Below are 24,327 nucleotides of genomic sequence, written 5' to 3' on the forward strand. Positions count from 1 at the left end.
CGGCACTACTAAACGGCGTCGGCGAGCATTCGTATCCAGCGATTGGCCCGCTGGAGAATATGGACGCCCTGTTGATTGGCGGTGATCACTTCGCGCAGTACGGGGTCGTCGACCACGTCGAGCGCGGCGCGGAAGAGCTGCTGGATGACGGGCCGTTCACCTGGCCGGCCGGCGTCGAGCAGGCCATCGATGTCCCGGAGGTCGATTCTCCGGATCCGTACCGCGTCGAGGGAGGCCACGGGCGGTCGTGGCTCCTCGTCGAGCACGGACAACGCGCAGTCGTTCAGCAGCACCGCGAGCGCGTCCCGGTGCGCATCGAAGGTCTCCGGCGCGGCCTCGCGCAGTTTCTGCGCCAGCGGCTGCACCTCATTGCGCACGGTCCGCAGGGCCCGTACGAGATCCATCTCATGCAGCTGCCGCCACGCGTCCCCGCGGCCACGCGTCAGCTGTACGGAAATACCGTGGCTGTATTCTTCCCCGACTCCTTGGCGCATCCGCTGTCCCCGTTCGCCATTCCCTTCATTGTTGACGCACAACTTCCGTGCGGCAAGCGGCGGAATGGCGGACGGGGAGGGTGTGCATTCCTGGGGAAAGGGTCAGCGAATGGGTCGGTGGACGTTTTCCCTCCGGCTCGGGCCGGGCGTCGCGTCGGCGATCCACGGGCCCTCGCCGGAGGGGTCGATGACGCCCTGCTCCAGCCATTCGTACGTGCCCGACAGGACGCCCTTGACCACCTTGCGGTCGAGGTCGTCGGTGTTGGTCCACAGACGGTCGAAGAGTTCGTCGACGCGGATGCGGGACTGGCGGCAGAAGGCGTCGGCGAGTTGGTAGGCCTCGCGGCCGTGCTCGCCCGTGGTGCGGAGGTGTTCTGCGCGGACGCAGGCCGCGCTCATCGCGAAGAGCTCGGCGCCGATGTCGACGATCCGGCCCAGGAAGCCCTGCTTGGTCTCCATGCGGCCCTGCCAGCGGGACATGGCGTAGAAGGTGGAGCGGGCGAGCTTGCGGGCGCTGCGCTCGACGTAGCGCAGGTGCGGCGACAGATCCACCTGGTGCCGGAAGTCGCCGTAGGAGCGCGGGAGTTGACCGGGTCCCGCCACCAGCTTCGGCAGCCACTTGGCGTAGAAGACACCGGCGTTCGCGCCTGCCTTCGCCTTGTCCGAGAGGGTCTTGTCGGGGTCGATGAGGTCGCCCGCGACCGACAGGTGGGCGTCGACGGCCTCGCGGGCGATCAGCAGGTGCATGATCTCCGTGGAGCCCTCGAAGATGCGGTTGATGCGCAAGTCGCGCAGGATCTGCTCGGCCGGGACGGCGCGCTCCCCGCGGGCGGCGAGCGACTCGGCGGTCTCGAAGCCGCGGCCGCCGCGGATCTGGACCAGTTCGTCGGCCATCAGCCAGGCCATCTCGGAGCCGTACAGCTTGGCGAGGGCGGCCTCGATGCGGATGTCGTTGCGGTCCTCGTCGGCCATCTGGGACGACAGGTCGAGGACGGCCTCCAGCGCGAAGGTCGTGGCCGCGATGAAGGAGATCTTGGCGCCGACGGCCTCGTGGAAGGCGACCGGCTTGCCCCACTGCTCGCGCGCCGCCGACCACTCGCGGGCGATCTTCAGACACCACTTGCCCGCGCCCACGCACATGGCGGGCAGCGAGAGGCGGCCGGTGTTGAGGGTGGTCAGGGCGATCTTCAGGCCCGCGCCCTCCGGGCCGATACGGTTCACGGCCGGCACGCGGACCCGGTGGAAGCGGGTGACGCCGTTCTCCAGGCCGCGCAGGCCCATGAAGGCGTTGCGGTTCTCGACGGTGATGCCCTCGGAGCCGGCCTCGACCACGAACGCCGTGATGCCGCCCTTGTGGCCCTCGGACTTCGGTACGCGCGCCATGACGACGAGGAGGTCGGCAACGACGCCGTTGGTCGTCCAGAGCTTCACTCCGTCGACGATGTAGTCGTCGCCGTCCGGGACGGCCGACGTGGCGAGCCGCGCCGGGTCGGATCCCACGTCTGGCTCGGTCAGCAGGAAGGCGGAGATGTCGGTGCGGGCGCAGCGCGGCAGGAAGGTTTCCTTCTGCTCCTGGGTGCCGAACAGCTTCAGCGGCTGCGGTACGCCGATCGACTGGTGCGCGGACAGGAGCGCGCCGATAGCGGGGCTCGCGGAGCCGACCATGGCGAGCGCCTTGTTGTAGTACACCTGGGTGAGGCCGAGGCCGCCGTACTTGGTGTCGATCTTCATGCCGAAGGCGCCGATGTCCTTGAGCCCGTCGATGGTCTCGTCGGGGATCTGCGCCTCGCGCTCGATGCGGGCCGAGTCGATCTTCGTCTCGCAGAAGTCGCGCAGCTTGGCGAGGAACTCCTCGCCGCGCTGCGCTGCCTCGTCGGCCGGCATGGGGTGCGGGTGGATCAGGTCGAGCCGGAAGCGGCCGAGGAACAGCTCCTTGGCGAAGCTCGGCTTGCGCCAGTCCTGTTCGCGCGCGGCCTCGGCGACCTGACGGGCCTCACGTTCCGTGACGGTGGGCTGGTGGGGTGTGGCGGACATGAGGTCACCTCGCCGCGAATAGGGATCTTGGGGGTGTTCGTTACCGACCAGTGCTACTCGATCGTATTTACCCCATTCGGGGTGCGCCCACCAGTCCTCGCGCGCCCTTCGGTTCAACCGGTCGCGCCCGGCAGTACGGCAATCACGGCCCTCCGGCGGTCACGGACGCACGCCGGTCATACCCGCCATTCGGGGGACACCTCAGCCGACGCGGTCCAGACCCGGGGCCATGGCCTCGGGGGGCAAGCGTCCCGCTCCGCGGAGACCCGAAACCGATGCTGGCGCCGCGCGACGAGCCCGACGAGCCCACGGACCGATCTCCAAGGCCCGCAATCCGAGATGGTCCGTATGAGGCCGCGTTGATCTGTAGCCCTTCTCGACCAGGGACAGATAGTCACTCTCGGCGTGTTTTAATCACCCGTAAGGGTGAATACGGCCCTGGAAACGGGAACCTCTTGGGCTTTGATCAGTTCACACTGTGTCCCGGGAATTGCTCAAAGTCCCATTACGGGATCAGCGTTCCGAACGACCACCAGACCTACACCAAGAAGTGCGACGCGCAGCACCACGAAGACCTGGGAGCTGCGCGGACAACTGAACACTCCTAGAGGAGGGGCGACTCGCCCGAGCCGCCCCCGTCTCTACCGCCTGTTCCACCACCCACGGATCGCACGGGAGGCACCAGCAAGACGGTGGCGAGCGCCGCTCAGGCCGCGCAGTCTCGCCACAGCGGGAGCGATCCGCAGGGAAAGTGTTGCTGTGCGGCGGCGTCGTACGGCAGTGAGCGTGACGCCGATCAGCTCGGCGGCGAGCTTCACCGCGTGGTCCAGGCCGAGCAAATCCGCGATCAGGCCGGTGAACTGCAGGATGAGCGAGATGATCTCTAGGTAATCGCGGTGTTCTCGCTCCGGAGGACGGTCGCGATCATCAAAGTCCCCGTGGGGCATGAGGTAGTTCCTTTTCGAGAGGGTCGCCTGATGTATCTACGGTCGGCGGCGGCGCTCGGGGGATCAGCCGGCAAGTTGAGCCTCGAGCGCCGCCGGAAGCGGTTGTGTCTCCGTGCATCCAAACGGAGGCCGCACCAGCGAGTTACGTCGACGCGACCGAATACACCCATACGGGTGACGGTGCGTGACTGACGCTTCCCGCCTTCAACTCCCCGCAAAATAGGGCGAGTTGCACAAAACGAACCCCCCGGCGGTTACCGTGCGCTTACGACTCCCCGTGCGCGCGGGCGCCTCGCGCTGCGGCGATCGCCCCCGCGGGCGCTGCCTCCACGGCGGGCACACATCTACATCCGGGGCGTGACCGTGCCCGCACGATCTGCGGAAACGGTTCGCACGGCAGCACGTTGACACGCCGTCGGTCCGCCTTGCCCGTCGGGCATGCGGCTGCCCGAGCTCCAGGGGATACCACGCGGTCACGCGCGAGTACTCGCACAAGCTGGTGCAGGGGTCCGGCACCGGAAGGCATCGGTGCCGGACCCCTGCGTCGGAGACCTTACCTGAAAACGATTTTCACTGGCCAGAGAGCTTCGGCCACGCATGGCGGCACCACGGCTGCCGAACAGGCCGTGACGCACCGACGGCCGGAGCCCCCGCACAGCGGGCTCCGGCCGTCGGTGTGAGGAGTGGGATCAGAGGGCGAGGCCCGTCAGCACCATCACTCGCTCGTAGGTGTAGTCGTCCATCGCGAACTTCACGCCCTCGCGGCCGACACCGGACTGCTTCACACCGCCGTACGGCATCTGGTCGGCGCGGTAGGACGGCACGTCGCCGATCACGACGCCGCCCACCTCCAGCGCGCGGTGGGCGCGGAAGGCGGTCTGCAGGTCATGCGTGAACACGCCCGCCTGGAGGCCGTACTTGGAGTCGTTGGCGGCGGCGAAGGCGGCGGCCTCCCCCTCCACCTTCTGCACGGAGAGGACGGGTCCGAAGACCTCCTCGCTGGCGAGGGTCACACCGGCCGGTACGTCGGTGAGGACGGTCGGCGCGTAGGAGGCACCGTCGCGCTTGCCGCCCGTGAGGAGCGTGGCACCGGCCCGCACGGCCTCGTCCACCCACGACTCGACGCGCACGGCGGCGTCCTCGCTGACCAGCGGGCCGACCTCCGTCGCGTCGTCGGACGGGTCACCCGTGACCTGGGCCTCGACGGCGGCGACGACACGGGGCAGCAGCCGCTCGTACACGGACGCGTCCGCGATCACCCGCTGCACGGAGATGCAGGACTGGCCGCCCTGGGAGTTGGAGAAGGTCGCGATGCGGGTCGCGGCCCAGTCGAGGTCGGCGTCGCTCGCGAAGTCGGCCAGCACCACGGCCGCGCCGTTGCCGCCCAGCTCCAGGGTGCAGTGCTTGCGCGGCACCGAGTCCATGATCGAGTAACCGACCTTCTCGGACCCGGTGAAGGAGATGACGGGCAGCCGCTCGTCCTGCACGAGCGCGGGCATCCGCTCGTTGGAGACGGGCAGGATGCTCCATGACCCGGCGGGCAGCTCGGTCTCGGCCAGCAGGTCGCCGATGATGAGGCCGGACAGCGGGGTCGCGGGCGCGGGCTTCAGGATGATCGGCGCACCGGCGGCGATGGCCGGGGCGACCTTGTGGGCGCACAGGTTCAGCGGGAAGTTGAACGGCGCGATGCCCAGGACGACGCCCTTTGGGAAGCGGCGGGTCAGCGAGAGCCGTCCCTGACCGCCCGGGTCGGTGTCGAGGCGCTGGGCCTCGCCGCCGTTGAAGCGACGGGCCTCCTCGGCGGCGAACCGGAACACGGACACCGCGCGGCCGACCTCGCCGCGGGCCCACTTGATCGGCTTGCCGTTCTCGGCGGAGATCAGCTGGGCGATCTCCTCGGTGCGCTCGACGAGCCGGCGCGACACGTGGTCGAGGGCGTCGGCACGTACGTGGGCCGGCGTGGCGGCGAACTCGTCCCGCACGGCGTAGGCGGTGGCCACGGCCTCCTCGACCTGCGCCTCGGTCGGCACGCTGACCTTGCCGACGAGACGTCCGTCCCACGGGGAGGTGACGTCGAAGGTGGTCTCACCGGTGGCCTGGCGGCCGGCGAGCCAGAAAGCGTGGGTGGAAGTCATGTGCGAGTCCCGGCCCTTCCGCGTTGGGGGTGTACGTGGTGTTCTCGGTCCACGGTAGGGCCGTTGAGGCAGGGGGTCGCTTGTCCGAGTCGTAGCAGTCGGGGGGTGGGGTGCGCCGCTTTGGCACGGTGGGCGGCTGGTGCGGGCCGCAGGTTGTTTCGCCCCCTCCGCCCCTACCCGTCCCGAACCTGGGGCCCGCGGCGGAGCCGCTGATGGGTACAGCGTCCCCAGACCCCCGTATCGCGCTTCGCACTCATCCTCAAGCGCCGGACGGGCTGGAGTCGCCCCCGGCCGTCGCCTTCAGCGCCAGCCACAGTTCCATCCGTACATCGGGGTCATCCAGCGACCGCCCGAGGATCTCCTCGACCCTCCGCATCCGATAGCGCAGCGTGTGCCGGTGAACTCCCAGATCGGCGGCCGCCGCATCCCACTGGCCGTGCCGCGACAGCCACGCCCGCAGCGAGGCCACCAGATCCCCCCGCCCGGTGGCGTCATGCTCGCGCAGCGCCCGCAGCAACCCGTCCGCGAACGCCCGCACCGCGTCATCCGCGAGCAGCGGCAGCACGGACCCCGCGGCCAGTTCCTCGTGCTCGACGAGGAAACGCCCCCGGCGCCGGGCCACGGACAAGGCCTGCTCGGCCTGCTTGTACGCTGCGGCGGCAGCGATCGGCCCGGCGGGCGCCGACATCCCCACGACGAGCTCGTCCCCGTCGCCTGTGGCGGGCGGCTGCTCCCGTACGGCAGCCCGCGCGACCTCCTGAGCCATCGCGTACTCCCCGCAGGCGGCGACCGCCGCACCCCCGTCGGCGGCGAGCACGACGAGCCGCTCCCCGTAGGGGACGACGAGCACGGACTCGCCGGAGCGCGCGGCGGCGGACTCGACGACCTCGGCGAGCCCGCCGAGCGGATCGCCGTTCGTGTCGGCCACCGCGACGGAGACGGCGGACACCGCGGCGGTGGCCACGCGCGCGTGCCCGTCGGCGTGCGCCCGCGCGGCCGACGCGGAGGCCGACTCGGCGAGGATCAGCCGGAACGGGGCATCCAGCAGGTCCCCGTACAGCTCCCCCGCGACGGTCCTGGCATGGTCGGGCTCGCCCGCCAGCAGCATCCGCAGCACCGCCGAGCCGATCCGCTGCTCGGCCGCGTGCAGCGACCGCGACCGCTCGGTGGTGAGCGTCAGCAGGGCGATCGCCGAGTGCAGGGCGTACCGCTCGGCGGTGCCGAGGGCGGCGGCGGTTCCCACGGCGAGCGCGGCGCGCGGACGGCGCCCGGTGCCGAGGGTGTGCAGTTCCACCCGGTCGTCGCCGCCGACGACGGAGCTGGCGGGCGCGGCCCGCTCCCGCAGCCGTTCCACGTCGGGCGTGAGCCGCGCGGCCCGGCGCCCCGCCCACTCGGGCGCGGCGGCGACGACGGCGCCGGACGCGTCGTACAGTGCCGCCCACCCGTCGACCTGCCCGGCGAGCGCGGACAGCAGCCCCTCGGGCCCGTCGGTCAGGGTCTGCTTGGTGAGTTCGCGCTGCGCGGCGAAGCCAGCCGTGACGGCCCGGTACTGATCCGCGGCGATCGCGGCCGAGACGGCCTTGCTGATGGCGAGGAAGGGCGTGCGCCGGGGCACCTCGAGGAGCGGCAGCCCGGCCTCCTCGGCCGCATCGACGAGGGCCTTGGGGATCTCCTCGTAGTTGACGCCGACGGCGAAGCCGAGCCCAACCACGCCCGCTCCCACCAGCCGCTTCACATACCGCCGCATCTCCTCCGGATTCTCCGCGTCCAGCTTGAGTGCGGTGATCAGCAGCAGTTCCCCGCCCTCCATGTACGGCACGGGGTCGGCGAGCTCGCTGACGTGCGCCCAGCGGACGGGAACGTCCAGACGGTCCTCGCCCGCGCGCACGTTCAGCTTGAGCGCGGAGTGGTGGACGAGCGAGGCGAGCGTGGGGGGCATGGGACCTTCAGGTCTTCACAGGATGTTCGGCGGTCGTGGACGGTGTGATCTTTGATCACGGAAGATGTGATCATTTGGATCTTTTGGCCGCAACGTATGAACGACCTGTGTCGATTCTGCCTCACCGTACGGTCGGCTCGTGACCGTATGTCCAGACGTCCTGCTCAGACGGGGCGCTCGGCTCCCGCTCGGCTTCCGGTCCGCTCCCGGTCAACTCCGCAGATCCACCAGGAGCGGTGGCGCGTGCTCCCCCTCAACACTGGTCAGCGAGAGCACCGCGTGCCCCGGCGGCACTCCGTGCGCCAGTTCCGAGGCGGACCACCGCTCCCGCTCGACCTGTCGCACGGTGACGGCCCGCGCGGTCGGCGCATGCCCGGTGATCACCCGGCGCAGCATGTGCACCGCCTTGCCCGCCGGGGTCTCCGCGATGATCTGCCGGTCGGTGACGTCCCGCGCCTCGGTCCACTCCTTGCCCCAGACCTCGGCGAAGTCCTGGCCGTCCCAGGGGGTGAGCCCGGACAGCGCCATACGGCACCCGATGGCGCCGAGCAGCGGGCCGCGCAGCGGGCGCGGTGCGTCGTCGAGCGTGCGGAGCGTCAGGACGGCCCCGGCGTTGCCGGACCGCAGCCGCTGAATTCCGCGTACGGCCTCGGGTGTGACGACCCCCGTCGCGTCGTCGAGCACCAGACAGGCGAACAGCGACCGGTCCTCCCGTACCGCGACGCTCGCCGTGAACTGCGCGAGCATCAGCCGCGCGAGGATCCGCGAGGCGTCGGCGTGCCCGCGCTGCGGCAGGTCGATCCGTACGCGCACCGGATGGTCGAGGGCGCGCAGTGAGAACGGCCGCGATCGCCCCGCCGTGTCGAAGAACCCCGCGAACGCGGGCCGGTCGAGCAGGGCGATCCGGTCCGCCAGCACATCGCCGACATCCCCCGGGTTTCCCAACTGCCGCTCACGCGCGTCGAGTTCCCGTAGCAGCGACTCCTGCCCGGTGTCCTCCAGGCCCTTGCGCAGCGCGCCGAGCGGTCCGGGAGCGCCGTCGAGCAGCTGCCGCAGCTCGGGTACGGACGGGAACCGGCCGTGGACAGCCTGGAAGGGCCCGAGCAACTGCGCGAGCACAGTGGTCGACCGGCGGCTGTCACCCCCCGGATGCGGATCGGCGAGGTCCCCGACCAGCGCCTCGGCGAGCACGGCCGCGGCTTCGTCGGGGTCCGTGGTCCCGCCGTACAGGTCGAGGTCGTACACGGATTCGGGATTCCCGATCCGTACGACGACGTCGTACGCGTCGACGGGCCCGAGCCCGGCGCCCGCGGCCCCCACCACGACGACGGCGGCCCGCCCGGCGAGCGCGTGCAGGCACAACGACTCGGCGAGCGGCCAGACGACACCGCCGCTCTTGCCCGACCCGGCGGGTCCTACGGCGAGCAGGGAGGTGGCGAGCAGTTCGGGGCCGAGGGCGAGACCGGTGCCACGATAGGCGTACGGATTGCGCGGATCATCCGCGGTCGTGCCGAGCCGCACCTGCCCGGTCACGAGGTCGTGCCGCGCGAGCCGCCCGGGCAGATCGCGCTCACCCGAGGGATGCAGACAGGCGGCGGACCCGTCCTTCAGCACCGCCCCCGTGAACGTGGCGAGACTGTGCCGCCCGCTGCGGACGCCCTGCCAGGCGCGGGCGATCCGGGCATGGTCGACGTCGCGCATCAGCCCGGCGCGGGCCTCGGCGGCGAGCCGGTCGGCGGCGTCGCCCGCACCGGCGGCGCGGAGGTGGTTCCACTGGGCGGGGTCCTCCTCGGGCGCGGGCGGACGCTCACTCGCGGGAGCGGCCCGCCGCCAGGCGGGGAGCCCGTAGCGCCGCCAGACCTCACCCCACCGGCCCAGCCGGCCGACGCCGATCAGGATGACGAGGGCGATCAGCGTGTAGTAGCCGTACCAGAGGAAGGCGTTCCCGACGCGATCGCCGCTGTGCCGCCAGGAGTCCGGGGTGAACAGTTCCAGTGGCAGCACCCACCAGCCGCCCAGATACCCGTTCCACAGCAGCGACCAGATGAGCCATCCCACGAGGAACGCGATCAGCGCGCCGCTCAGCAGCTGCCTGGCCGGGATCCGCTCCGGCTCCTCCTCCGGCCGCGGCCGGTGCCCGAACCGCCACACCCCGGGCGCCGCCTCCGGCCGGGGAGCCCGCAGCCACGCCAGGAACGCGGACCCGTCCGGCAACGGCGGCACGCCAGGAGCCCCCGGGGGCCGTGGTGGCGCCACCGGCATGTCCGGTGGCCCCGCCGGACGCGGCACCTGATGGGCATGCGTGCCCCGCGCGTCCTGCGTCCCGTCGCTGTCCATCGCCCTGCCCCCTGACCAGCCGCTCCGTGCGTCGTCCGCGGGTCAATCTAGTGCCCCTGCGGGGCGAGTTCACTGTTTACAGGGCCGGGTCGGGTGCCGTACCGAGGCGCGCCCCGGCCCGTACCGAGGCGCGCCCCGGGTCGTGCGAGGTCGCTACGGGACCCCCGGGCCCCGCTCGATGTCCACCACGGGCTACCTCCATGTCCACCACGGACTGCTTCTATGTCCACCACGGACAACCCAAGTGGCTGACAACTCCCACATGGAGCATGCCCACCCCCCGTCACCGGCTCTAGCCTGCGAAGAAAGAAGGCCCAGCGTCCGCCACGGCAGCTGACGGCACTCATCCGTCGCCACCGCCCGCAGCCACCGCCATTCGCAAGATCTCAGGGAGCCCCTCATGACCGCACTTCCGCAGGAGCGCCGCGTCGTCACCGCCATCCCCGGCCCGAAGTCGCAGGAGCTGCAGGCCCGCCGTACCGCCGCGGTCGCGGCCGGTGTGGGCTCGGTGCTCCCCGTCTTCACCACGCGCGCCGGCGGCGGCATCATCGAGGACGTCGACGGCAACCGTCTGATCGACTTCGGCTCCGGCATCGCCGTGACGTCGGTCGGCGCGTCCGCCGAGGCCGTCGTACGCCGGGCCTCCGCCCAGCTGCAGGACTTCACCCACACCTGTTTCATGGTCACGCCGTACGAGGGGTACGTCGCCGTCGCCGAGGCGCTGGCCGAGCTGACCCCGGGTGACCACGCCAAGAAGTCGGCGCTTTTCAACTCGGGCGCCGAGGCGGTCGAGAACGCCGTCAAGATCGCGCGTGCGTACACCAAGCGCCAGGCCGTCGTCGTCTTCGACCACGGCTACCACGGCCGCACGAACCTCACGATGGCGCTGACCGCCAAGAACATGCCGTACAAGCACGGCTTCGGCCCGTTCGCGCCCGAGGTCTACCGCGTGCCGGTGGCGTACGGCTACCGCTGGCTGACCGGCCCGGAGAACGCGGGCGCCGAGGCCTCCGCCCAGGCCATCGACATGATCAACAAGCAGATCGGCGCCGACAACGTCGCCGCGATCATCATCGAGCCGGTCCTCGGCGAGGGCGGCTTCATCGAGCCCGCGAAGGGCTTCCTTCCGGCCATCAGCAAGTTCGCCCAGGACAACGGCATCGTCTTCGTCGCGGACGAGATCCAGTCCGGCTTCTGCCGCACCGGCCAGTGGTTCGCCTGCGAGGACGAGGGCATCGTCCCCGACCTGATCACGACGGCCAAGGGCATCGCCGGCGGCCTCCCGCTCGCCGCTGTGACCGGCCGCGCCGAGATCATGGACGCCGCGCACGCGGGTGGCCTCGGCGGCACCTACGGCGGCAACCCGGTGGCCTGCGCGGGCGCGCTCGGCGCGATCGAGACGATGAAGGAGCTCGACCTCAACGCCAAGGCGAAGGCGATCGAGGCGACGATGAAGTCCCGTCTGACCGCCATGCAGGAGAAGTTCGACATCATCGGCGAGGTCCGCGGCCGTGGCGCCATGATCGCCATCGAGCTGGTCAAGGACCGCGCCACCAAGGAGCCGAACCCGGAGGCGACCGCCGCGCTGGCCAAGGCCTGCCACCAGGAGGGCCTGCTGGTCCTGACCTGTGGCACGTACGGCAACGTCCTCCGCTTCCTGCCCCCGCTGGTCATCGGTGAGGACCTCCTGAACGAGGGCCTCGACATCATCGAGCAGGCCTTCACCCGCATCTGACGTCCCACCTGCCCCAGCGCCGGAATCCGGCCGCACGGCCACGCCGGATTCCGCTTGGTTCCGGTGCTGCGGCGGCCCGCGTCGGACCCTGTGAAGAACGTGTGCGAGGTGCATGACGGGACGCGATTCCGTCTGTCGGACCCGCACCCCCTGCCGTAGGTTTTACCCAGATGAGAGATACACCCCGCCCACAGGGGACTGTGGGTGGCACCGGGTCGAGGCTTCCCCAGCTTCGCCCTGGTCGTGCCCTCGCGCACACCACCGGACCTTCCGGCTCCGGATCTCCTCACCGATCGGACAGTCGCCCGCCCCAAACCCCCCGGGGCGCGCGGCATTCCGATCCGCTCGGCCGTCTCGGAACCACCCCCGTAGTTCCTTCGCAAGTAGGTCTACGGAGGTCGCCAAGTCGGCCGTTCCCGAAGGGCCAGCGCATACCCCCCCTTGCGCTGGCCCTTCGACATGCCCGGCCTTGGTTTCCCGCTCGGGACGCCATGGTTACGCCTTACATCGCACCCGCACCGTTATGCGGTCCTGGGCCACTACTGAACGGCACCGGTCGGCCGGTGAACGCATCTCGGTCACCGCTGTCCGTCCTTCGTTGAAGATGCACCAGGACGGCCGCGGCCTCCCGACGCAGGTCGTAGCATCGGGCCAGCTCCAGCCCGGAGGTGAACCGCACGGCCCACCTCCGGCTCCGGCCCGCCACCGTCTCCCCATAGCTTCCCTACGCCGGGGGCCCAGCGCACAGCTCGGTCCCTCGGCACGGCAAGCCTGGCGGGCACCAGCCGCACGTCCTGGGCCGAGCGGACTCCGCGCCGACCGAGGGCGGGCGATCCACTGCTCGACAGCTTCTGGCGGGTTGATTCCCCCTGAACCTGGGCCTGCCTGGACGTGATCGTCGCATACGCCTCCCCGGGCCCCGGCGGCCTGATCCATGGATACGTGGCCTACGCCCGGAGGGGTGGGACGGGGCGCTGCGGTTCGGCCCGCGGTCCTGGGGCGTCGTGCTACTCGGCGATGCTGCGTTCGCCCCGTGCCGAGACCCTGAAGTACGCGCGCCGTCCATCCCTGCGAAGCTGTGCACCGTGTCGACCTCCCCGGAACCAGTCCCCAAGTACGCGCGTGCCGCTCAAGGCAGAAGGCCCCCTGTTCCGGGACGGCCGAACTTCCTCCTGAGCCTGGGTCTCCCGGCTCTGCCGGCTCTCCTCTTCGCGCTGATCACCTGGCAGGTCGCCGCCCACGGCCCCCTCGCCCGCGCGGACGAACACCTCAGCGGCTCCCTGGTCCACCCGAACCGCGCCTGGGATCTCCTCGCCGACCTCGGCAACATCCCGGTCGCCGTCCCGGTCCTCGCCACCGTCCTCGTGTACGTCGCCGTCCGCGCCCGCCGAACCGGCACGTACCGGTGGTGGCTGCCGTCCCTGGCCGCCGCCGTACTCATGGCGGCCGTCCCGGCACTGATCGTCCCCCTGAAGGAACTGATCGCCCGCCCCGGCCCCCCGGTCATGGGCCCGGGCACCGGCTTCTACCCCTCGGGCCACACCGCCACGGCCACCATCGCCTATGGCACCGCAGCCCTGCTCCTCCTGCCCTGGCTGCGCGGCGCGTTCGCCCGCCGCACCCTGCTCCTCGCCTGCCTCACCCTCAACCTCGCCGTCGCCGTGGGCCTGATCATCCGCGGCTACCACTGGCCCCTCGACGTGCTGGCGAGCTGGTGCCTGTCCCTGATCCTGCTTCAGGTCATGCGGCTGGTCGTGGCGCACTACGGTCGGGGAGCATCGGAGGGGCAACCGGTCGCGGGCCGGTGAGCGGAGCGAGGGGTACGCGATGGCGGACGGGCAGGGGAAGTCGGCCGTCACGGCAGACGGGCGGCAGGGGGTCGTCACCGCAGACGAACACCAGGGGGTCGTCACCGCCGACCGGCCGCAGCACGTAGCCGTCACCGCCGACCGGCCGCAGCACGGAGTCTTCGACGAGCCGAAGGCCGTAGTCGTCACCTTCGAGCGCCGCGACTACGCGCTCACCCCGTCACCCGGCGAGGTGATCCTTCCCGCGCACGGCCGCATGATCCATCACGATCCGGCCTGCCTCCACCTCACCGATTCCCGTGAGCTGCCCCGGTTCCCCGCCCCGGACCGGCTCGTGTGGCGCCGGCTGATCGATTCGCGGACCTCCTCTCGCCCGGCCCCGTCGCTTCCCGGGCGTTCCCCAACGACATGAACGTCCTGTTCGTGTCCTTCGCCACGCGACTGCTGCGGGAGGCCGCGACCGGAACCGGTTTCACCGTCCGGGACCAGTCGCGCCACCGCGGAGTGCTGCGCGACGAGCGCACCGGGCGCCACGACAGCGAAGTAGGCCCCGATGTACTGGTCTCGGGAAGCCGCGACGGGGCGCCGCTGCGGCGCCCCGTCGACATCAAGTACAAGCTGTTCGAGGGCAGAAAGCTCGCCGTTCCCGACCTCTACCAGGCTTTTCTCTACGCGCACGCGCTGGCTCAGGAGCCCTCGGGCTCCGTCCCGACCGGCGTACTGCTGCATCCCGGAGGGACATCGGCGCCGCGCGAGAGTGTCGCCGTACGCCGCTGGGACGGGACGACCGCGGCCCGCGTGCGGTCGGTGTCCCTCGACCTGCCGTCGGTGCTCGGCGCCCTCGGGGGCGCCGAGCGGGGGCGGTGCTCGGCCGGGTGTGGGCAGCGGTGCTCGACTGAAGCCCCGAAGCCCTAAAGCCCTGCAGCCCTGCAGCCCTGAAGTCTCAGCCGAAGTAGCCGTCGAAGTTCTTCGAGAACTCCCAGTTCGCGTACCGGTCCCAGTTGATCGACCAGGTCATCAGGCCACGCATGCCCGGCCAAGTGCCGTGGGTGGCGTACGAGCCGCAGTTGGTCTTCTTCGTGAGGCAGTCGAGAGCCTTGTTCACCTCGGCCGGGGGTACGTGGCCGTTGCCGGCGTTCACCGAGGCCGGCATGCCGATGGCGATCTGGTCGGGGCGCAGGGGCGGGAAGACGTTGTTCGCGTCGCCCGCGACCGGGAAGCCCGTCAGGAGCATGTCGGTCATGGCGATGTGGAAGTCGGCGCCGCCCATGGAGTGGTACTGGTTGTCGAGGCCCATGATCGGGCCCGAGTTGTAGTCCTGGACGTGGAGGAGGGTCAGGTCGTCGCGCAGGGCGTGGATGACCGGGAGGTAGGCGCCCGCGCGCGGGTCCTGGCCGCCCCACTGGCCGGTGCCGTAGTACTGGTAGCCGAGTTGGACGAAGAAGGTCTCCGGGGCCATCGACAGGACGAACCGCGCGCCGTACTTCGCCTTCAGGGTCTTCAGCGCCGAGATGAGGTTGACGATCACCGGCGTGGTCGGGTTCTTGAAATTGGTGTCACTCACGTCCAGGGAGAGCGAGTGGCCCTCGAAGTCGATGTCCACGCCGTCCAGGCCGTAGGTGTCGATGATCTTCGACACGGATGACACGAAGGCGTCCCGGGCGGCCGTCGTCGTCAGCTGCACCTGGCCGTTCTGGCCGCCGATCGAGATCAGGACCTTCTTGCCCGCCGCCTGCTTCGCCTTGATCGCCGCCTTGAAGTCGGCGTCGCTCTCGACCGTCGGGCACTCGGTGACCGGGCAGCGGGTGAAGCGGATGTCGCCGGAGGTGACGGAGGTCGGTTCGCCGAAGGCCAGGTCGATGACGTCCCAGCTGTCGGGGACGTCGGCCATGCGGGTGTAGCCGGAGCCGTTGGCGAAGCTCGCGTGGAGGTAGCCGACGAGGGCGTGAGTGGGCAGGTCCGAGGAGCCGCCGCCCGGGGACGTGGTCGCGCTCACCGTCGCCGACTTCGCGGACTCGCCCGCGTCGTTCGTCGCGGCGACCTGGAAGGAGTACGCCGTGGACGGTGACAGGCCGCTGACGGTCGCGGAAGTCCCGCTGGCTGTCTGGACTTTCACCCCGTCGCGGTAGACGGCGTAGCCGGTCGCGCCGGTCACCGCCGACCAGGACAGGGCGACCGCCGACGACGTGACCGTGCCGACCCTCAGACCGGTGGGCGGTGCCGGGGGCTGGCCCACGTCGACGCCAGGGCCGACCAGGGAGACGTCGTCGGCGTAGTAGGTGCCGGTGCCGTACCAGCCGTGCGTGTAGATCGTGACCTTGGTGGTGGACGCGCCGGTGCGGAAGGTGGTGGTGAGCTGCTGCCAGTCGGTCGCGGACTGGGTCCAGGTGGAGACGTCGGTGGTGCCGGTGCCGCTCGCGCCGAGGTAGACGTAGTTGCCCCGGACGTAGCCGGAGAGGGTGTACTGGGAGTCCGGTTTGACGGTCACCGTCTGGGAGCACTGCGCGTGGTCACTGCCGGCCGGGGTCGCCCGCAGCGCCGAACTGCCGCTCCTCACCGGTGAATTGACCGTGTCACCCGCCGTACACGTCCAGCCGTCCAGACCCGACTCGAATCCACCGTTCCTGGCGAGGTCCGCGTCGGCCGCACGGGCGGCCGACGAGAGCGCGGTCATGCCGGGCACGGCCAGGACGATGGCCGTGCACACGGCGAGAAGCCTTCGATGACGAGGTACGAGATGACGACGTACGCAGGGTCCGTTGCGTCTGGCGCGATCCACAACTGCCTCCGGGCATGGGGGAATAGGAGGGTGGAGCGCGCCCAACTTGGTCCAGACCAATTGCGTTGTCAAGAGCGCTGCCGGTTACCAGGCCTCAGCGCCCTTCCCGGCTGTCCGTTCTCTCCGCGGGCTCACCCCTCCTCCCCACGGGCGAGACCCGCCGCCGCCTCGTGCATGGCCAGCTCCAGCAGCCCCGGATCGGTGAGCGTGCCGGAGCCGTCCGGCGGGATCAGCCAGCGGACCCCGCCGGTCGCCCTTCCCGGGTACGGCACCACGATCCACGTACCGCGACCCGCTGTGCGCACCCCTGTGCCGAGCCAGCGGGCCGCGGTGCCCGCGGGGACGAAGAACCCCATCCGGGCGTCGCCGAAGTCGACCAGCACAGGCCCGGGTTGGTCGATCACCCGGGTGAGCACGTCGAGCGTCGGATAGCCGAGCTCGCCCGGCAGGATGAGTACGTCCCAGGCCTTGCCCGCCGGCAGCAGCGCGACCCCCATCGGGTTGCGCTCCCACTCCCACCGGCAGGCCTCGGGGTCCGGAGCCACGGATGCCAGCCACTCAACCGCCGTCTTGGCCGCTGTCATGGCGGAACCTCCCTTTCCTCGTGTCGGCGTGGTCGCGCCACAGGGGAGAGGGAGGTTCGGGCGGGGCATTACGCGGGTTCCGGCTACTTGTTGGTGGTGAATCAGGTCACGGTGGCTGAGCTGGGCGTACGCCAGTGGATCACTTTCGTGCTCGCGCGCCCCCAGTCCTGAGCCCTCAGGCCTCAGACATCAGTCACCAAGACTCAAGCACCAGGCACCACGCACCACGCGCCACGCGCCACGCGCCACGCGCCACGCGCCACGCGCCACGCGCCACGCGCCACGCGCCACGCGCCACGCGCCACGCGCCACGCGCCACGCGCCAGGCCTCAGCTGTCGAACCCCAGCCCCAGCCTGTCCATCGTCTTCAGCCACAGATTGCGCCGGCCGCCGTGCGCGTCCGCCCGCGCCAGCGACCACTTGGTCAGTGCGATGCCGGTCCACGCGAAGGGCTCGGGCGGGAACGGCAGCGGCTTTTTGCGGACCATGCCGAGCTCCGTGCGCTCCGTGCGCTCCCCCGCCAGCAGGTCCAGCATCACGTCCGCGCCGAAGCGGGTCGCGCCGACCCCCAGGCCCGTGAAGCCGGCCGCGTACGCCACCTTCCCTTGATGCGCGGTGCCGAAGAAGGCCGAGAAGCGCGAGCAGGTGTCGATCGCGCCGCCCCAGGCGTGGGTGAAGCGCAGGCCCTCCAACTGCGGGAAGCAGGTGAAGAAGTGCCCGGCGAGCTTGGCGTACGTCTCCGGGCGGTCGTCGTACTCGGCGCGCACCTGGCCGCCGTACGGGTAGACGGCGTCGTAACCGCCCCACAGGATGCGGTTGTCCGCGGACAGGCGGAAGTAGTGGAACCGGTTGGCGCTGTCCCCCAGGCCCTGGCGGTTCTTCCAGCCGATGGACGCCAGCTGGTCGGCTGTCAGCGGCTCGGTCATCAGCGCGTAGTCGTAGACGGGCACGGTGAACGCGCGCACGCGCTTGACCAGGTTCGGGAAGACGTTGGTGCCGAGGGCGACCCTGCGGGTGCGGACCGAGCCGTACGGGGTGCGTACGGCCATGCCGGCGCCGTACGGCTTCAGCGTGAGCGCGGGTGTGTGCTCGTACACCCGGACGCCGAGGCCCAGGCACGCCCGCTTCAGGCCCCAGGCCAGCTTGGCGGGGTGCAGCATGGCGACGCCGCGGCGGTCGTGCAGGCCGGCCAGGAATGTCGGTGAGTCGACTTGTTCCCGTACGGCGTCGGTGTCGAGGAACTCGATGCCGTCCGCCAGGCCCTCGCGCTCCAGCTCCTCGTGCCATGCGCGGAGTTCGGCCGCCTGGTGCGGTTCGGTGGCGACGTCGATCTCGCCGGTGCGCTCGAAGTCGCAGTCGAGGGAGTAGCGGGCGGCCGCCGCCTCGATCTCGTCGAGGTTGCGGGCGCCCAGCTCCTCCAGCTTCTTGATCTCGTCCGGCCAGCGGGCGAGCCCGTTGGCCAGGCCGTGGGTGAGGGAGGCGGCGCAGAAGCCGCCGTTGCGGCCGGAGGCGGCCCAGCCCGCCTCCCGGCCTTCCACGAGGACCACGTCGCGCCCGGGGTCGCGCTCCTTGGCGAGCAGCGCGGTCCACAGTCCGCTGTAGCCGCCGCCGACGACCAGCAGGTCGCAGGTCTCGGCGCCGGTGAGGGCGGGCTCGGGGCGGGGCTTGCCGGGGTCGTCCAGCCAGTACGGGACCGGCTGGGCGTCGGAAAGGGATTCAGTCCATGTCTGGCGACGGCTCATGGCGCTTGGGGCCATGATTTCAACTCCCTACGAAGTCATGCCTTTTGCTTGGTGCGGCGATTTCCGATGACCATGGAGGCCAGGACGAACAGTACGGCGATCAGGAACATGGCCGTACCGATGACGTTGATCTGGACGGGTGTTCCGCGCTGCGCCGAACCCCAGACGAACATGGGGAAGGTGACGGTCGAGCCCGCGTTGAAATTGGTGATGATGAAATCGTCGAAGGAGAGCGCGAAGGAGAGCAGCGCGCCCGCCGCGATTCCGGGGGCCGCGATGGGCAGGGTGATGCGCAGGAAGGTCTGCACCGGTCCGGCGTAGAGGTCCTGGGCCGCCTGCTCCAGGTGCGGGTCCATCGACATCACGCGCGCCTTGACCGCGGTGACGACGAAGCTGAGGCAGAACATGATGTGGGCGATCAGGACCGTCCAGAATCCCAACTGAGCACCCATGTTGAGGAACAGGGTGAGCAGCGAGGCCGCCATGACGACCTCGGGCATCGCCATCGGCAGGAAGATCAGCGAGTTGACCGCCCCGCGCGCGCGGAAGCGGTAGCGGACCAGCGCGAAGGCGATCATCGTGCCGAGGACGGTGGCGCCGAGCGTCGCCCAGAACGCGATCTGCAGGCTGACCGACAGCGAGCCGCACAGGTCGGCGACGCCGCACGGGTCCTTCCAGGCGTCCAGGGAGAACTGCTGCCATGCGTAGTTGAAGCGCCCCTTCGGATTGTTGAAGGAGAACACCGTGACGACGATGTTCGGCAGCAGCAGATATCCGAGCGTCAGCAGTCCCGCGATGACGACGAGATGGCGCTTGAACCAGGTGACGAAGGGCATTTAGACCAGGTCCTCCGTCCCGGACCGGCGGATGTAGAAAGTGACCATGAAGAGGATTCCGGCCATGAGGATGAACGAAAGCGCAGCGGCCGTCGGATAGTCGAGAATCCGCAGGAACTGCGTCTGGATGACGTTTCCGATCATGCGGGTGTCCGTGGAGCCGAGGAGTTCGGCGTTCACGTAGTCGCCTGCCGCCGGGATGAAGGTCAGCAGCGTGCCGGAGACGACACCCGGCATCGACAGCGGGAAGGTGACCTTGCGGAAGGTCGTGATGGGCTTCGCGTACAGGTCGCCCGCCGCCTCGTGGAGGCGTCCGTCGATGCGCTCCAGCGAGGAGTAGAGCGGCAGGATCATGAACGGCAGGAAGTTGTACGTCAGACCGCAGATCACCGCGAGCGGCGTGGCCAGGACGCGGTCGCCGGACGTCATGCCGAGCCAGCTGGTGACGTCCAGGACGTGCAGCGAGTTGAGGGTGCTGACGACCGGTCCGCTGTCCGCGAGGATCGTCTTCCAGGCGAGCGTACGGATCAGGAAGCTGGTGAAGAACGGCGCGATCACCAGGATCATGATCAGGTTGCGCCAGCGGCCCGCGCGGAAGGCGATCAGGTACGCGAGCGGGTAGCCCAGCGCCAGGCACAGGATGGTCGCGGCGCCGGCGTACAGCACCGAGCGCAGGAACTGCGGCCAGTACTCGGACAGCGCGTCCCAGTAGGTCGCGAAGTGCCAGGTGACCTTGTAGCCCTCCTCCAGGGAGCCCGTCTGCACGGACGTGGAGGCCTGGTAGACCATCGGCAGCGCGAAGAAGACCAGCAGCCAGAGGATGCCGGGCAGGAGCAGCCAGTACGGCGTCCAGCGGCCGCGCTTGCGCGGGGGCTTCTTCTCGGGAGTGGGCGCGAGGGGCGGCGCCTCGGTGACGGCCGCCATCAGGCCGCCACCCCCTCTTCCGGGGCCACCGTCTCCACGCCCGCGGAGCCCGTCGTCCCAGCAAGCAGGGACTGGGCGGCATCGAGGCCAAAGGTGTGCGAGGGGCTCCAGTGCAGGACGACGTCGGCGCCGGGCACGAGCCGGGGGTCGCGGTCGATGTTCTGGGCGTAGACCTCGAACTCCGGGCAGACGGCGCTGTCGATGACGTACTGCGTGGAGACGCCGATGAAACTGGAGTCGGCGATCGTGCCGGTGATGCGGTTGCGGCCCACCGGTATGTCGCCCGCGTCGTCGGCGTGGGTGAGCGAGATCTTCTCGGGGCGGACCCCGAGCAGCACCTTGCCGCCGGTCGTCGTGGGCGCCGAACACCGCGCCGCGGGCAGCACGAGCTTGCCGCCGGCCGCCTTCAGGGCGATCTCGTCGCCGCTCCGGGACTCGACCTCGGCCTCTATGAGGTTGGAGGTGCCCAGGAAGTTGGCGACGAACGTCGTCCGCGGGTTCTCGTAGAGGTCGGCGGGCGAGCCGAGTTGCTCGACGCGGCCCGCGTTCATCACGGCGACCGTGTCGGCCATGGTCATGGCCTCCTCCTGGTCGTGGGTGACGTGGATGAACGTGATGCCGACCTCGGTCTGGATGCGCTTGAGCTCCAGCTGCATCTGGCGGCGCAGTTTGAGGTCGAGGGCGCCGAGCGGCTCGTCGAGGAGCAGCACCTTGGGGTGGTTGATCAGCGCGCGGGCCACGGCGACGCGCTGCTGCTGGCCGCCGGAGAGCTGGTGCGGCTTCTTGCGGGCCTGTTCGCCGAGCTGGACCAGGTCGAGCATCTCCTCGACCTGCTTCTTCACCGACTTGATGCCGCGCCGGCGCAGGCCGAAGGCGACGTTCTCGAAGATGTCGAGATGCGGGAAGAGTGCGTACGACTGGAAGACCGTGTTCACCGGCCGCTTGTACGGCGGCAGGTGCGTGACCTCCTGCTCGCCGAGCGAGACGGTGCCCGAGGTGGGCTCCTCCAGGCCGGCGATCATCCGCAGGGTGGTGGTCTTGCCGCAGCCGGAGGCGCCGAGCAGGGCGAAGAAGGAGCCCTGCGGCACGGTCAGGTCGAGCGGGTGTACGGCGGTGAAGGAGCCGTACGTCTTGGTTATCCCGGAGAGGCGGACGTCGCCGCTGTTGTCTGTCGTCATCATCGTCACGCCCCTGTGAGCTTCGCGAACTTCTCTTCGTAGGCCGTCTCTTCCTTGCCGCTGAGCAGGCGGAAGGAGTGCGACTTCGCGGCCATGTCCTTGTCTGGGATGATCAGCGGGTTGTTCGCCGCGTCCTCGTCGATTTTCGCGAGGTGGGGCTTCACTCCGTCGACCGGGCAGACGTAGTTGATGTAGGCGGCCAGTTCGGCGGCGACCGCGGGCTCGTAGTAGTAGTCCATGAGCCGCTCGGCGTTCGTCTTGTGACGCGCCTTGTTGGGGATCAGCATGTTGTCGGTCGACGTGATGTAGCCGCTGTCCGGGATGATGAAGTCGACGTCGGGGCTGTCCGCCTTGAGCTGGACGACGTCACCGGCCCACGCGATGCAGGCCGCGAAGTCGCCCTTGGTGATGTCCGACGTGTAGTCGTTGCCGGTGAAGCGGCGGATCTGGCCCTTGTCCACGGCCTTCTGGAGACGGGCGATCGCCGCGTCGTAGTCGTCGTCCGTGAACTTCGCCGGGTCCTTGCCCATGTCCAGCAAGGTCATGCCGACGCTGTCGCGCATCTCGGTGAGGAAGCCGATGCGGCCCTTGAGCTTGGGGTTGTCGAGCATGTCGGAGACCGATGTGACCTCTATGCCGTCGAGCGCCTTCTTGTTGTAGGCGATGACGGTCGAGATGCCCTGCCAGGGGTACGAGTAGGCGCGGCCCGGGTCCCAGTCGGGGCTGCGGAACTGCGAGGAGAGGTTGGCGTACGCGTGCGGCAGGTTCGCCGGGTCCAGTTTCTGGACCCACCCCAGGCGGATCAGCCGGCCCGCCAGCCAGTCGGTGAGGACGATGATGTCGCGGCCGGTGTCCTGGCCCGCCGCGAGCTGCGGCTTGACCTTGCCGAAGAACTCGTTGTTGTCGTTGATGTCCTCGGTGTAGCTGACCTTGATGCCGGTCCGCTTCGTGAACGCGTCGAGCGTGGGGTGGCGCTTCTCGCTCTCGTCGATGTCCATGTACTCGGTCCAGTTGGAGAAGTTGATCCTCTTCTCCTTGGCCGAGTGATCCTCGGCCGTGACCCCGCCCTGGGTCTTGCCGGCCGCGGGGATCCCGCAGGCGCTCAGCGCCCCGAGACCGCCGGCGGCGAGCGCGCCGCCCGCGGATGCGCGCAGCAACGAACGGCGGCTGAGGGAGGCCCTGCCGTTCCGGAGGCTGCGCCGCATGGCGGCCAGCTGGACCGGAGTCAGCGGTTCGGGCTCGTACTGCTCCATGCGCGTGGTGCCCTTTCGGGAGGGTGGGCGGCCGCGGGTGGGCGGCCTGCTTGCCAGGGTCGAGCGCTTGCTATCGGTCCCCGAAGATCGTGCGGTGCCAGTCCTTCCTGGCGACCGCCGTGTTGTCCAACATGACGTGCTTGATCTGGGTGTACTCATCGAACGAGTACGCGGACATGTCCTTGCCGAAGCCGGAGGCCCGGTAACCGCCGTGCGGCATCTCGCTGATGATCGGAATGTGGTCGTTGACCCACACGCAGCCGGCCTTGATCTCGCGGGTCGCGCGGTTCGCGCGGTAGACGTCGCGGGTCCAGGCGGAGGCGGCCAGGCCGTACGGGGTGTCGTTGGCCAGCCGGAGGCCCTCGTCGTCGCTGTCGAAGGGCAGGACGACGAGGACGGGCCCGAAGATCTCGGACTGGACGATCTCGCTGTCCTGGGCGGCGTCGGCGATCAGGGTGGGGCGGTAGTACGCGCCGCTCTTGAGATCGCCCTGAGGAACCCCGCCGCCGGTCACCACGCGCGCGTGGCCGCGGGCCCGGTCGACGAATCCGGCGACGCGGTCGCGCTGGGCGTGCGAGATAAGCGGTCCGAGGTCGGTGCCGGGCGCGAAGGGGTCGCCGAGCCGCACGCTCTCCATGAGGGTGGCCGTCTTCGAGACGAACTCTTCGTAGAGAGGCCTTTGCACGTACGCGCGCGTGGCGGCCGTGCAGTCCTGCCCGGTGTTGATGAGCGCCCCGGCGACCGCGCCGTTGACGGCGGCGTCGAGATCCGCGTCGTCGAAGACGACGAAGGGAGCCTTGCCGCCCAGCTCCAGGTGGAGCCGCTTGACGGTGGAGGTGGCGATCTCCGCAACACGCTTGCCGACGGCGGTGGATCCGGTGAAGGAGGTCATCGCGACGTCGGGGTGACCGACGAGATGCTCACCGGCCTCCTTGCCGAGCCCCGTGACGATATTGATGACACCGTCCGGGATCCCCGCCGCCGTCGCCGCCTCGGCGAACAGGAGGGAGGTGAGCGGGGTCAGCTCGGCGGGCTTCAGGACGATCGTGTTGCCCGCGGCGACGGCCGGGAGGATCTTCCAAGCGGCCATCTGGAGGGGGTAGTTCCAGGGCGCGATGGAGCCGACGACGCCGATGGGTTCACGGCGTACGTACGAGGTGTGGTCACCGGAGTACTCGCCCGCGGACTGGCCCTGCAAGTGCCGGGCGGCGCCCGCGAAGAAGGCGGTGTTGTCGATGGTGCCCGGCACATCGAACTCGCGCGTCAGCTTGAGGGGCTTGCCGCACTGGAGCGACTCGGCCTGCGCCAACTCCTCGGCGCGGTCGGCGAGTACGGCGGCGAAGCGGTGCAGCGCGTCGGAGCGCTCGCCGGGGGTGGCGCCGGCCCAGCCGGGAAAGGCCGCGCGTGCGGCCGCGACGGCGCGATCGACGTCGTCCGTGCCCGCGAGCTCGTACGTGAAGACCTCGTCGCCGGTGGCGGGGTCGACGACCGCGTGCGTGCGGCCGGAGGTGCCCTTGGTCAGTCGGCCCGCGATGAACTGGGCACCGTCCGCGAAGCGGTCCTGTGCCTGGAAGCGATGGCCCGGATTGTGCATGTCGCTCT

The 24,327-nt window shown here is 70.1% G+C and carries 18 protein-coding genes; 4 read left to right on the forward strand and 14 right to left on the reverse strand.

Annotated features, from left to right (window positions below; all coding sequences use genetic code 11):
* Positions 1 to 8: 8 nt before the first annotated feature.
* The 6 genes from C4B68_RS10895 to C4B68_RS10925 all read right to left on the reverse strand — a co-directional run bounded on the left by C4B68_RS10895 (position 9) and on the right by C4B68_RS10925 (position 9,886).
* On the reverse strand, positions 9 to 377 hold the full coding sequence (locus tag C4B68_RS10895; RefSeq protein WP_206337075.1) for a hypothetical protein: 369 nt from the start codon (positions 375 to 377) through the stop codon (positions 9 to 11).
* A gap of 219 nt (positions 378 to 596) precedes the next feature.
* Entirely contained in the window at positions 597 to 2,528 is a 1,932-nt protein-coding gene (locus C4B68_RS10900) for an acyl-CoA dehydrogenase family protein (protein WP_099502575.1), read from the reverse strand.
* A gap of 641 nt (positions 2,529 to 3,169) precedes the next feature.
* Positions 3,170 to 3,475: a hypothetical protein gene (locus tag C4B68_RS10905; RefSeq protein ID WP_099502576.1), complete on the reverse strand. Its 306-nt coding sequence runs from the start codon at positions 3,473 to 3,475 to the stop codon at positions 3,170 to 3,172.
* Between the two features lie 689 nt (positions 3,476 to 4,164).
* The gene (locus C4B68_RS10910) at positions 4,165 to 5,610 is read right to left on the reverse strand and encodes an aldehyde dehydrogenase family protein (protein WP_099502577.1); all 1,446 of its coding nucleotides are present in this window, start codon (positions 5,608 to 5,610) and stop codon (positions 4,165 to 4,167) included.
* Positions 5,611 to 5,869: 259 nt separating this feature from the next.
* The gene (locus C4B68_RS10920; RefSeq protein ID WP_099502579.1) at positions 5,870 to 7,549 is read right to left on the reverse strand and encodes a PucR family transcriptional regulator; all 1,680 of its coding nucleotides are present in this window, start codon (positions 7,547 to 7,549) and stop codon (positions 5,870 to 5,872) included.
* Between the two features lie 210 nt (positions 7,550 to 7,759).
* Positions 7,760 to 9,886 (reverse strand): ATP-binding protein, encoded by a 2,127-nt coding sequence (locus C4B68_RS10925; RefSeq protein ID WP_099502580.1) that lies wholly within the window; start codon positions 9,884 to 9,886, stop codon positions 7,760 to 7,762.
* A gap of 400 nt (positions 9,887 to 10,286) precedes the next feature.
* On the opposite strand from C4B68_RS10925, the gene gabT reads away from it, so the two are divergent.
* From gabT to C4B68_RS10950, 4 genes are all read left to right on the forward strand, one after another.
* On the forward strand, positions 10,287 to 11,621 hold the full coding sequence (gabT, locus tag C4B68_RS10930; RefSeq protein WP_099502581.1) for a 4-aminobutyrate--2-oxoglutarate transaminase: 1,335 nt from the start codon (positions 10,287 to 10,289) through the stop codon (positions 11,619 to 11,621).
* Positions 11,622 to 12,706: 1,085 nt separating this feature from the next.
* Positions 12,707 to 13,429 (forward strand): phosphatase PAP2 family protein, encoded by a 723-nt coding sequence (locus tag C4B68_RS10940; RefSeq protein ID WP_240634297.1) that lies wholly within the window; start codon positions 12,707 to 12,709, stop codon positions 13,427 to 13,429.
* A gap of 19 nt (positions 13,430 to 13,448) precedes the next feature.
* Entirely contained in the window at positions 13,449 to 13,841 is a 393-nt protein-coding gene (locus C4B68_RS42430; RefSeq protein WP_180289284.1) for a hypothetical protein, read from the forward strand.
* A complete protein-coding gene (locus C4B68_RS10950; protein ID WP_240634298.1) occupies positions 13,838 to 14,344 on the forward strand; it encodes an McrC family protein in 507 nt (168 codons plus the stop codon). Before C4B68_RS42430 ends, C4B68_RS10950 begins: the two co-directional genes overlap by 4 nt.
* A 28-nt stretch (positions 14,345 to 14,372) precedes the next feature.
* On the opposite strand, the gene C4B68_RS10955 is transcribed toward C4B68_RS10950, so the two are convergent.
* The 8 genes from C4B68_RS10955 to C4B68_RS10990 all read right to left on the reverse strand — a co-directional run bounded on the left by C4B68_RS10955 (position 14,373) and on the right by C4B68_RS10990 (position 24,319).
* A complete protein-coding gene (locus C4B68_RS10955) occupies positions 14,373 to 16,103 on the reverse strand; it encodes a chitinase (protein ID WP_099502680.1) in 1,731 nt (576 codons plus the stop codon).
* 236 nt (positions 16,104 to 16,339) lie between these two features.
* Positions 16,340 to 16,792: a hypothetical protein gene (locus C4B68_RS10960; protein WP_099502582.1), complete on the reverse strand. Its 453-nt coding sequence runs from the start codon at positions 16,790 to 16,792 to the stop codon at positions 16,340 to 16,342.
* Between the two features lie 329 nt (positions 16,793 to 17,121).
* Positions 17,122 to 18,549 carry an NAD(P)/FAD-dependent oxidoreductase gene (locus tag C4B68_RS10965; RefSeq protein WP_099502583.1) on the reverse strand — a complete coding sequence of 476 codons (1,428 nt, stop codon included), beginning with the start codon at positions 18,547 to 18,549 and terminating at the stop codon, positions 17,122 to 17,124.
* A 20-nt stretch (positions 18,550 to 18,569) separates the two neighbouring features.
* A complete protein-coding gene (locus C4B68_RS10970; protein ID WP_099502584.1) occupies positions 18,570 to 19,370 on the reverse strand; it encodes an ABC transporter permease in 801 nt (266 codons plus the stop codon).
* A complete protein-coding gene (locus C4B68_RS10975) occupies positions 19,371 to 20,294 on the reverse strand; it encodes an ABC transporter permease (RefSeq protein ID WP_099502585.1) in 924 nt (307 codons plus the stop codon).
* Positions 20,294 to 21,472 (reverse strand): ABC transporter ATP-binding protein, encoded by a 1,179-nt coding sequence (locus C4B68_RS10980; protein ID WP_099502681.1) that lies wholly within the window; start codon positions 21,470 to 21,472, stop codon positions 20,294 to 20,296. The genes C4B68_RS10975 and C4B68_RS10980 overlap by 1 nt, the downstream gene beginning before the upstream one ends.
* A 5-nt stretch (positions 21,473 to 21,477) precedes the next feature.
* Positions 21,478 to 22,725, reverse strand: coding sequence for a polyamine ABC transporter substrate-binding protein (locus C4B68_RS10985; RefSeq protein WP_099502586.1), 1,248 nt, complete (start codon positions 22,723 to 22,725; stop codon positions 21,478 to 21,480).
* A gap of 70 nt (positions 22,726 to 22,795) precedes the next feature.
* Positions 22,796 to 24,319, reverse strand: a complete 1,524-nt coding sequence (locus tag C4B68_RS10990; protein WP_099502587.1) for a gamma-aminobutyraldehyde dehydrogenase — start codon at positions 24,317 to 24,319, stop codon at positions 22,796 to 22,798.
* Positions 24,320 to 24,327: the final 8 nt, after the last annotated feature.

The organism is Streptomyces dengpaensis, assembly GCF_002946835.1.
Taxonomy (GTDB): domain Bacteria; phylum Actinomycetota; class Actinomycetes; order Streptomycetales; family Streptomycetaceae; genus Streptomyces; species Streptomyces dengpaensis.

What these genes read in the sequence shown, in the direction of transcription:
- C4B68_RS10980 (WP_099502681.1), bottom strand. Translation starts at nt 21,472, where the DNA reads ATGACGACAGACAACAGCGGCGACGTCCGCCTCTCCGGGATAACCAAG.
- C4B68_RS10955 (WP_099502680.1), bottom strand. Translation starts at nt 16,103, where the DNA reads ATGACCGCGCTCTCGTCGGCCGCCCGTGCGGCCGACGCGGACCTCGCC.
- C4B68_RS10920 (WP_099502579.1), bottom strand. Translation starts at nt 7,549, where the DNA reads ATGCCCCCCACGCTCGCCTCGCTCGTCCACCACTCCGCGCTCAAGCTG.
- C4B68_RS10970 (WP_099502584.1), bottom strand. Translation starts at nt 19,370, where the DNA reads ATGCCCTTCGTCACCTGGTTCAAGCGCCATCTCGTCGTCATCGCGGGA.
- C4B68_RS10990 (WP_099502587.1), bottom strand. Translation starts at nt 24,319, where the DNA reads ATGCACAATCCGGGCCATCGCTTCCAGGCACAGGACCGCTTCGCGGAC.
- C4B68_RS42430 (WP_180289284.1), top strand. Translation starts at nt 13,449, where the DNA reads ATGGCGGACGGGCAGGGGAAGTCGGCCGTCACGGCAGACGGGCGGCAG.
- C4B68_RS10905 (WP_099502576.1), bottom strand. Translation starts at nt 3,475, where the DNA reads ATGCCCCACGGGGACTTTGATGATCGCGACCGTCCTCCGGAGCGAGAA.
- C4B68_RS10910 (WP_099502577.1), bottom strand. Translation starts at nt 5,610, where the DNA reads ATGACTTCCACCCACGCTTTCTGGCTCGCCGGCCGCCAGGCCACCGGT.
- C4B68_RS10900 (WP_099502575.1), bottom strand. Translation starts at nt 2,528, where the DNA reads ATGTCCGCCACACCCCACCAGCCCACCGTCACGGAACGTGAGGCCCGT.
- C4B68_RS10985 (WP_099502586.1), bottom strand. Translation starts at nt 22,725, where the DNA reads ATGGAGCAGTACGAGCCCGAACCGCTGACTCCGGTCCAGCTGGCCGCC.
- gabT (WP_099502581.1), top strand. Translation starts at nt 10,287, where the DNA reads ATGACCGCACTTCCGCAGGAGCGCCGCGTCGTCACCGCCATCCCCGGC.
- C4B68_RS10975 (WP_099502585.1), bottom strand. Translation starts at nt 20,294, where the DNA reads ATGGCGGCCGTCACCGAGGCGCCGCCCCTCGCGCCCACTCCCGAGAAG.
- C4B68_RS10925 (WP_099502580.1), bottom strand. Translation starts at nt 9,886, where the DNA reads ATGGACAGCGACGGGACGCAGGACGCGCGGGGCACGCATGCCCATCAG.
- C4B68_RS10950 (WP_240634298.1), top strand. Translation starts at nt 13,838, where the DNA reads ATGAACGTCCTGTTCGTGTCCTTCGCCACGCGACTGCTGCGGGAGGCC.
- C4B68_RS10965 (WP_099502583.1), bottom strand. Translation starts at nt 18,549, where the DNA reads ATGGCCCCAAGCGCCATGAGCCGTCGCCAGACATGGACTGAATCCCTT.
- C4B68_RS10960 (WP_099502582.1), bottom strand. Translation starts at nt 16,792, where the DNA reads ATGACAGCGGCCAAGACGGCGGTTGAGTGGCTGGCATCCGTGGCTCCG.